We start from the raw sequence: 959 nt of genomic DNA on the forward strand, positions 1-959 counted from the left end.
CTCAACCGCATCGAAATCAAAGGCGAGGTGCCGAGCATGCTGAGACGGCCAACCGGCTGCGAGTTCCACGCGCGGTGCCAGTACGCCCAGGAAATCTGTAGCCGGGTTTTCCCCGAACCTGCAGCCAACTCGGATGACGCGGAGCATCGCTTCAAATGCCATTTCCCGCTCACCACCGAAACCGCGCCAGCGTTGGAGCAGCGGCCGGCTTGATCGTAGCCCTTGCGGCACGAGAGCATCACGCCGACCGGCAAGAGGCGCTTCTTGCTGACAATTCGCAAGGTGTTTGGGCTCGTGCTGCGCCCGCCGATGGGCATCGAGGCGATCTGCCCGACTAGAAGTACGCATCCGGTGAAGACCGCAGACGTGCGCATCCGGCGGCCAGGAGAACCTGAGCACCGGAGTGCTGGGGTCAAGCTTTCTTTGGGGAGACGCGATGATATTCTTCGAGGAGGAGTTCGACCTCCTCGATGCCTTCATCGGTGAAGGCCAAGATCCCGTCGTCGTCGTCGTTGGCGCCGTAGACCCAGATGACGCCGTCCTCGGGCTCGAGACCGAGGGTCAGGTCCTGGATGAACGCTTCGCTGACGCCGAGGTCCCTGGCGACACGTTCGACGGTGTAGACGTGATGCACCTTATTGGGCTGCATGATCAGGCCGCCGCTGGTTGGGTCCGCAGTTGTGCGGATCTCCAATTCCACGGCAGCAAATCATCGATCCGATGGGCCGGATAGGCGGGAAGTCGGGCGAGGACGTCGGCGAGCCAGGCCTGCGGGTCGATATCGTTCATGTTGGCGCTGACGATCAGGCTGTAGAGAACGGCAGCGCGCTGTCCGCCGCGATCGGAACCGCAGAACAGCCAGGACTTTCTGCCGAGAGCGAAGACCGATTCATTATGCACCTCCTTTTCAAATGGCGGAAAACAGCGATTCTTGGTTGTCGTCGTGGATGCGACGCGGA

3 protein-coding genes are annotated in these 959 nt (G+C 61.5%); 1 reads left to right on the forward strand and 2 read right to left on the reverse strand.

Annotated elements, in window-relative coordinates:
* Positions 1-36 precede the first annotated feature (36 nt).
* Positions 37-213: a hypothetical protein gene (locus NKH78_RS32500; protein WP_352885252.1), complete on the forward strand. Its 177-nt coding sequence runs from the start codon at positions 37-39 to the stop codon at positions 211-213.
* Between the two features lie 199 nt (positions 214-412).
* Here the strand turns inward: NKH78_RS32500 and NKH78_RS32505 are convergent, their stop codons facing one another.
* Complete coding sequence (locus tag NKH78_RS32505) at positions 413-649, reverse strand: hypothetical protein (RefSeq protein ID WP_352885248.1); 237 nt, start codon at positions 647-649, stop codon at positions 413-415.
* Positions 650-651: 2 nt separating this feature from the next.
* On the reverse strand, positions 652-959 hold a 308-nt coding region (locus NKH78_RS32510), incomplete at its 5' end, for a transposase domain-containing protein (RefSeq protein ID WP_352885250.1).

This window comes from Mesorhizobium sp. M0910 (genome assembly GCF_040319465.1).
Taxonomy (GTDB): domain Bacteria; phylum Pseudomonadota; class Alphaproteobacteria; order Rhizobiales; family Rhizobiaceae; genus Mesorhizobium.